Below are 6,527 nucleotides of genomic sequence, written 5' to 3'. Positions count from 1 at the left end.
CACGCCCAGCACCATGGCGACGGCGACCTGCGCCCCGATCCCTCGGTACCAGCGCTTCCGTCGTGCCGCCGCGGGTGCGGGCGCTCATGGTGCCGGTGAGGACGTCCTCGGCGGCGTCGAGGAGCACGAGCGCCGCGACGAGCGCGCCGGCGACCAGCAGCCACCGGCCCGCTTCCCCGCCGACGGAGTCGACGACCCCGGCGGCGTGCGCGGCGAACAGGGCGTCCAGGGCGCGGCCCAGTACGTACGGGAGCAGCAGACCCGCGCCCGCCGACGCGACGGTGAGCGCGCACAGGGCGGCACACCGGCCCGCGCTGTGCCGGATCGCGCCGCGTACGAGCGTGTCGCCCGACGCCCTGTCGCCCGACACCGTCATGAGGCCCCGCTTCCTTCACGGAAAGAAGAGACGGAAAGAAAAGAGGGGGCGGACCCGCGCCTCGGCGGGCCCGCCCGTGGTTCACCCGATCACGACGTACACGACGCACACGACGTCACAGGCAAAGGATCGTGCTGTTGGAGCTGTGCTTGTCACAGGTCAGCAGGGAGACGTTGCTTCCCCCGCCGCCACCGGCGGTCTCGTCGGCTTCCAGGTTCTGCAGGTCGAGAAGTGCCATGGTGCTTCCTTCCTCTTCGTCATCACGTTCCCGTGGGGACGGGTGTGCGGTGTTGTGTCACGACTCCGTGCTCTCGGTGGCCGGAGCCGGCTTCAGGGCCGCCGCAGGGGCGGCAGGAACGGCAGGTGGGCGCCGCCTGCGTCGCCGAGGGCCGCGGCGAGGGCGAGCAGGCAGCCCGCGGCTCCGGTGCCGAGGTCCGTGGACAGGCGCATCATCTGGTGTCCCGGGAAGGCGAGTTGGCCTTCGTACGTCATGGAGAGCCAGCCGAGGGCGTCGATCTGCGCGGCGAGCCGGTCGCCCGTCGCGCCGGGCGTCGTGGTGCGGGCGAGGTGCAGGATCATGCCCGCACGGCCCTCGAACAGGCCGGGCTGGACGTAGAAGCGGGAGGTGGCGGCGGTGAGGATGCCCTCGCGCGCCTGCCGCAGGTCGTCGTGCGGGGCGTACCGCAGCAGGTCGTCGATGACCAGGCCGATGCCGACGCTGCCGTCGCCGAGGTAGGGCATGGTGCGCTGCCCCTCGTCGACCTGGAGCCCGCCGTCGCGCGCCGTCCTGCACCGCGCCAGGTCCAACCGGAGTGCGTCCACGGCCAGTTGGAGCAGCTCCGGGTCGCCGTTCCGCTCGTACCTGCGCAGCAGGAACAGGGCGGGTCCGCTCAGTCCGCGCATCAGCCCGGCCCTGCGCTTCGAGTCGGCGGCGCGGTCGTTCTCGCGTACGTCGACGATCCGTGCCGCGACGATGCGTGCCGCCTCCGCGGCCCGGTCGGCGAGGGCGCTCTCGCCGGTGGCGCGGGCGAGGTGGTCAAGGACCAGGCCGACGCCGGCGAGCCCGCCGTGCAGATGTCCGGCGAGGCGCTGCCAGTTCTCCTTGAGCAGGTTCTCGACCAGGTCGAGGGCGCGTTGCGGGTGCCCAAGGCCTTCGAGGGCGTACGCGATGCCCGCGATGCCGTCGTAGAGGCCGAGCGCGGTGCCGGGCGGCACGGGGTGGGTGTGGTCGAGGAGCCAGCGTTCACCTTCCTCGTACCGTTCGGCGCCGGCCGCTGCGAGGGCGTACAGGACTCCGGCGGCGCCGTGCGCGAGGCCGAGGCCGCCGCCGATGGCGAACTGGGCGACGTCACCGGGGAAGAGCCGGTCGTCGCGGTCCGGGGTGGCCGTGGCGAGGATGCCCCCGACCAGGGAGTCGCGGCTGCGGGGCCAGTCGCCGGGGACGGGGACGCCACTGCGCACGATGGCCGGGGCTCCCCCGTCGTATCCCCGCAGGATCTCGGCGACGGCCTCGTCGAGGAAATCCCGCGGCAGCGTGGGGAATTGACCGGCGATGACGTCCGCGAGGTGGGCGGCCTTCCCGCGGTCGACGACGAACAGCGTGGTCACGGGCAGGAACATCGCGATCCGCAGACAGGCGAGCGCGTAGCGGTCGATGTCGGTGCCGGTGCGGTCCATCGGCGCCCAGAAGCCCGGGTGGGCGAGGAGCTGGCTGCCGCTCTCCTCGACGGAGGTGGCGGCCTCGAAGTCGATGAGGGTCACGGACTCCTCGTCGGGGGCGACCATGATGTTGAACATGTGCAGGTCGTTGAAGACGACGCCGCGTTCATGGACGGCGGCCACCGCCTTCTCGACCGCGGTGACGATCCGCCGCACCCACTCCGCGTACTCGGCGACGGCCCGCGGGTCCGGGTCGGGGGCGAGCAGCGGATGGCGCTCGGCGAAGAAGACGTTGAGGGCGCGCCCCTCCACGTATTCCATGGCGAGGAAGCGGTGGTCGCCGACGGTGAACCAGTCGCGGACCTCGGGCGCGACACCGAGCCCCGACAGGCGTTCCAGGGCGGCCTTCTCGCGTTCCAGGCGGGCTATGGCGTCGGCCCCGTCGGAGGCGAGGCCCGCGTGCGGGCGGCCTTCCTTGAGGACGACCTTGCGGCCGTCGCGGGTGTCGACGCCGCGGTAGACGCCGCCGCCGTTGGAGAAGTGCAGCGCCTTCTCGAAGCGGTACGGAAGGTCGGTGACGGTCGTGGCGTTGCGGGCGTCGAGATGGGGCTTCAGGAAGTCGGGGAGCGTCACCCAGTCCGGGACCTGGAAGGCGGGTTCCCGGTTGTCGGGGACGAGCCGGCCCTCGCTGTCCTCGATGGCGCTCACCAGGGTGCCGCGCTCGTTGACGACCATGCGGCGGGCGAAGGCGCCGTAGCGCACGTACAGCGGCCCTTCGCCCCACCTCAGATCGGTGAGGATGTACGGACCTTCGACGCCTTCGAGGGATTCCCCGAGTTCCTCCAGAATGCGTCGGCAACTCTCCTCGTCCGCCGGATAGATGGTGGCGAATTTTCCACTGATGTCGCGCCCGGCGTATTTGGTGTTCCGCAAGTGGAGCAGATGCGGGCCCGGTACGAATTTGAAGGGAATGCCGCGCGGTACGCAGTAGTCCCACACGACGCCGGCGGTCTTCTCCGCGTACGCGCGGGTGGTTGAGGCATGGATCTTCCAGCCCTGCCTGGGACCTTGGCGGGGCTCGCCCTGGGCGTCGAGGGGCGTGAGATTCAGCCACTCGCCGTTGCTGTCGGCGCGCCACCCTTCGGGCACGGGGCGCCCGGCCGTCTCGTACTCGGGCAGGGCGCGGTCCGCCCCCTGGAGGCGGAGCCGGTCCGGAGTCTCGTAGAAATACGGGTCGGCGAGCGCATAGACCTCGTACCGCTTGTCCATGACGTGCGCCCTCCCTCGGCAGCCCTGCCTGTGGCCCTTTTTTCCAGCCACCAGAAGAGATTTGCACGGCACCGAGGGAGGGGACAGTCACGATTGTCACGAGAAAGCAGTGCGGAACTCACGGGTCAACTCATGTTCACCTTGTTCGAGTTCACCCGTTCTCCCGACTCTTTTGAATTAACCCACATTTAAGAGGCTTCGTTCCCATACCTCAATCCTCGGGCGGGAAGACGACCTCCCCGGTGTCGGCCAGCGTGAGCGTGATCGCCTCCACGGGGCACCCCTCCGCCGCCGCGAGGATCTTCTCGTTCGCGTCCGCGTCGGCCTCCGTCGGATGCGACTGCCGCGCGCTGTCGAGGCGGAAGCCGTCCGGCGCGTTGTTCACGCACATCGCCGACCCGATGCACACGCTCCGGTCGACCTCCACATGCCACCGGTCACCCATGCTCAGTTCGCCTCCGGCTCGTAGCCCGCGGGCAGGTGGATCATCTTGTGCTCGAAGTACTCGCCGTACCCCTCGGGCCCGAACTCGCGGCCCAGGCCGGAGTTCTTGTAGCCGCCGAACGGGCCGAGCATGTCGAGGCTGAACGTGTTCACGCTGTACGTGCCCGTGCGCACCTGGCGCGCGATGTCGACGCCGTGCGCGGTGTCGGCGGTCCAGACGCTGCCGCTGAGGCCGTAGTCGGAGTCGTTGGCGATCTTGATGGCCTCGGCCTCGTCGCCGTACGGGAGCAGGCAGATGACCGGGCCGAAGATCTCCTCGCGGGCGATGCGCATCGAGTTGTCGACGTCGCCGAAGAGGGTCGGTTCGACGTACCAGCCCTGCTCGAAGCCCTTCGGGACGCCGCCGCCCGTGAGGATCTTGGCGCCCTCCTGCTGGCCGATGCGGATGTAGTCGAGGGAGCGCTGCTGCTGGCGCCGGGCGACGAGCGGGCCGAGCTCGGTGGCCGGGTCGAGCGGGTCGCCGACCTTCAGCGACGAGGCCGCCGTGGAGAAGGCGTCGGCGAACTCGTCGTAGCGCGAGCGCGGGACGAGGATGCGGGTCTGCGCCACACAGGCCTGGCCGTTGATCATCCAGGCGAACGGGACGATGCCGGAGACGGCGGCGCCCGCGTCGGCGTCCTCCAGGATCACGGCCGCGGACTTGCCGCCGAGTTCGAGGGTGACGCGGGTGAGGTTGCGCGAGGCGACCTCCATGACGCGCTTGCCCGCGGCGACGGACCCGGTGAAGGAGACCTTGTCGACGCCGGGGTGCCCGACCAGGTACTCGCTGACCTCGCGGTCGGCGGGGAGGATGGAGAGCACGCCCTCCGGGAGGCCGGCCTCCGTGGCCATCTCGGCGAGCAGATACGCGTCGAGCGGCGTCTCCGGCGAGGTCTTCAGGATCACCGGGTTCCCGGCGAGCAGCGCGGGCGCGAGCTTCGCGGCGGCGGTGAACTGCGGGACGTTCCACGGGACGATGGCCGCGACGACGCCGACGGGCTCGCGGCGCACGAGGAGCTTGCCGAGGGCGCCGTCGCGCGTCTCCTCGTACGTGAAGTCGCGGGCGACGTTGATCGCGGAGTCCCAGACCATCATCGCGGCGAGCGCCTGCACCATGACACTTGAGGTGTACGGGGTGCCGTTCTCGCTGCTGATGACGCGGGCGATCTCCTCGTGCCGGACCGCGAACGCGTCCTTGATCTTCGTGATGACCTCGATGCGCTCGTCGAGGCTCATCCGCGGCCAGGGGCCGTCCTCGAAGGCGCGGCGGGCGGCCGCCACGGCGCGGTCGACATCGGCGGGCGCGGCGTGCGGCACCCGCCCGAAGACCTCTCCGGTGTGCGGGGAGACCACCTCGATGACGTCCTTGCCGAGGGGGTCGGTCAACTCCCCGCCGATGAACAGCTGTCCGTAATCCACGAGCTCGGTCATGGCTGGCATCCTCACGCACGACATTTCTGACGGTGTCTCAGAACTGATACCAGTTCTAGTTGCGATCCGGAAGGGTGGTGCGGGGCTCGCGCATCACCCCGGACACCGGCGGGGGCGCCCTCGCGGATACGGTTCGCCCGGGCGACCATTGAAACGAGTTCTACAAGTTCCCGTACAGTGGCCGCAGTTCGGCTGGAGCGGCGGAGGGTGTCCGATGGCAGAGGCGACGCAGGTGACCGACCACAGCGGGGGCGTGCACAGCATTCGTGTGCCGATCCCCGACAACCCGCTCGGCTACACCCTCGTCTACCTGGTCGACACCGACGCGGGGCCCGTCCTCATCGACACGGGCTGGGACGACCCGACGTCCTGGGACGCGCTGACCACCGGCCTGGCCGCCTGCGGAACGCGCGTCGAGGACCTGACCGGCGTCCTGATCACCCATCACCACCCGGACCACCACGGCCTGTCGGGCAAGGTGCGGGAGGCGTCCGGGGCCTGGCTCGCGATGCACGAGGCGGACGTGGCGGTGGTCCGGCGCACCCGGGAGAACAAGCCGGCGCGCTGGTACGCGTTCATGGTGGCGAAGCTGGTCGCGGCCGGTGCGCCCGAGGACCACATCGCCCCGCTGATCGCGGCCCGCGACTCCGGGAAGCCGCGCGAACTGCCGGGCTTCGCCCCCGCGTTGCCGGATCGCACCATCACCCCCGGCGACCTCCTCGACCTGCCGGGCCGCAGGCTGCGCGCGATCTGGACGCCGGGCCACACCCCCGGCCACGTATGCCTGCACCTGGAGGAGGAGCACCCGGCGGGCCGCGCGGGCAACGGCCGGCTGTTCTCCGGCGACCACATGCTGCCCGGCATCACCCCGCACATCGGCCTGTACGAGGACCCGGACGACGCCACGGTCACGGACCCGCTCGGCGACTACCTCGACTCGCTCGAACGAGTGGGGCGGCTCGACCCGGCGGAGGTCCTCCCGGCGCACCAGCACACGTTCACCGACGCCCCGGCGCGCGTGGGCGAGTTGCTGGACCACCACGAGGAGCGCCTGACCGGCCTGCTCACCCTCCTCGCCTCCCCCCTCACCCCGTGGCAGCTCGCCGAGCGCATGGAGTGGAACCGCCCGTGGGCCCAAATCCCCTACGGATCAAGGACCATCGCGGTATCGGAGGCCGAGGCCCACCTGCGCCGCCTCCAGAAGGCGGGCCGCGTGGAACAGGTCCCGGGCAGCGACCCGGTGACGTACCAATCAAGCCCGCACTAGTACGAGAGCCAGCGGGGTCCGGGGCAGCGCCCCGAGACCGCA

General features: G+C 70.8%; 5 protein-coding genes and 1 pseudogene. 1 reads left to right on the top strand and 5 read right to left on the bottom strand.

Going from position 1 to position 6,527, the window contains the following annotated elements:
• The 5 genes and pseudogenes from OKJ99_RS40160 to OKJ99_RS40140 all read right to left on the bottom strand — a co-directional run.
• Nucleotides 1–376: pseudogene (locus OKJ99_RS40160) on the bottom strand (ABC transporter ATP-binding protein); the annotation flags it as partial.
• A gap of 115 nt (nt 377–491) precedes the next feature.
• Complete coding sequence (locus OKJ99_RS40155) at nt 492–614, bottom strand: SapB/AmfS family lanthipeptide (RefSeq protein WP_326023419.1); 123 nt, start codon at nt 612–614, stop codon at nt 492–494.
• Between the two features lie 92 nt (nt 615–706).
• Nucleotides 707–3,304, bottom strand: coding sequence for a class III lanthionine synthetase LanKC (gene lanKC / locus OKJ99_RS40150; RefSeq protein ID WP_326023418.1), 2,598 nt, complete (start codon nt 3,302–3,304; stop codon nt 707–709).
• A gap of 211 nt (nt 3,305–3,515) precedes the next feature.
• Nucleotides 3,516–3,749, bottom strand: a complete 234-nt coding sequence (locus OKJ99_RS40145) for a ferredoxin (protein ID WP_326023417.1) — start codon at nt 3,747–3,749, stop codon at nt 3,516–3,518.
• Between the two features lie 2 nt (nt 3,750–3,751).
• Nucleotides 3,752–5,218, bottom strand: a complete 1,467-nt coding sequence (locus tag OKJ99_RS40140) for an aldehyde dehydrogenase (protein WP_326023415.1) — start codon at nt 5,216–5,218, stop codon at nt 3,752–3,754.
• A gap of 214 nt (nt 5,219–5,432) precedes the next feature.
• Here OKJ99_RS40140 and OKJ99_RS40135 point away from each other — a divergent pair, with 214 nt between their 5' ends.
• Nucleotides 5,433–6,485, top strand: a complete 1,053-nt coding sequence (locus OKJ99_RS40135) for an MBL fold metallo-hydrolase (protein WP_326023414.1) — start codon at nt 5,433–5,435, stop codon at nt 6,483–6,485.
• The last annotated feature ends 42 nt before the right edge of the window (nt 6,486–6,527 follow it).

Source organism: Streptomyces endophyticus (assembly GCF_035798155.1).
Taxonomy (GTDB): Bacteria; Actinomycetota; Actinomycetes; order Streptomycetales; family Streptomycetaceae; genus Streptomyces; species Streptomyces endophyticus.
Note: the sequence above shows the minus strand (reverse complement) of the source record. Positions and strands in the feature narration are given on the sequence as shown.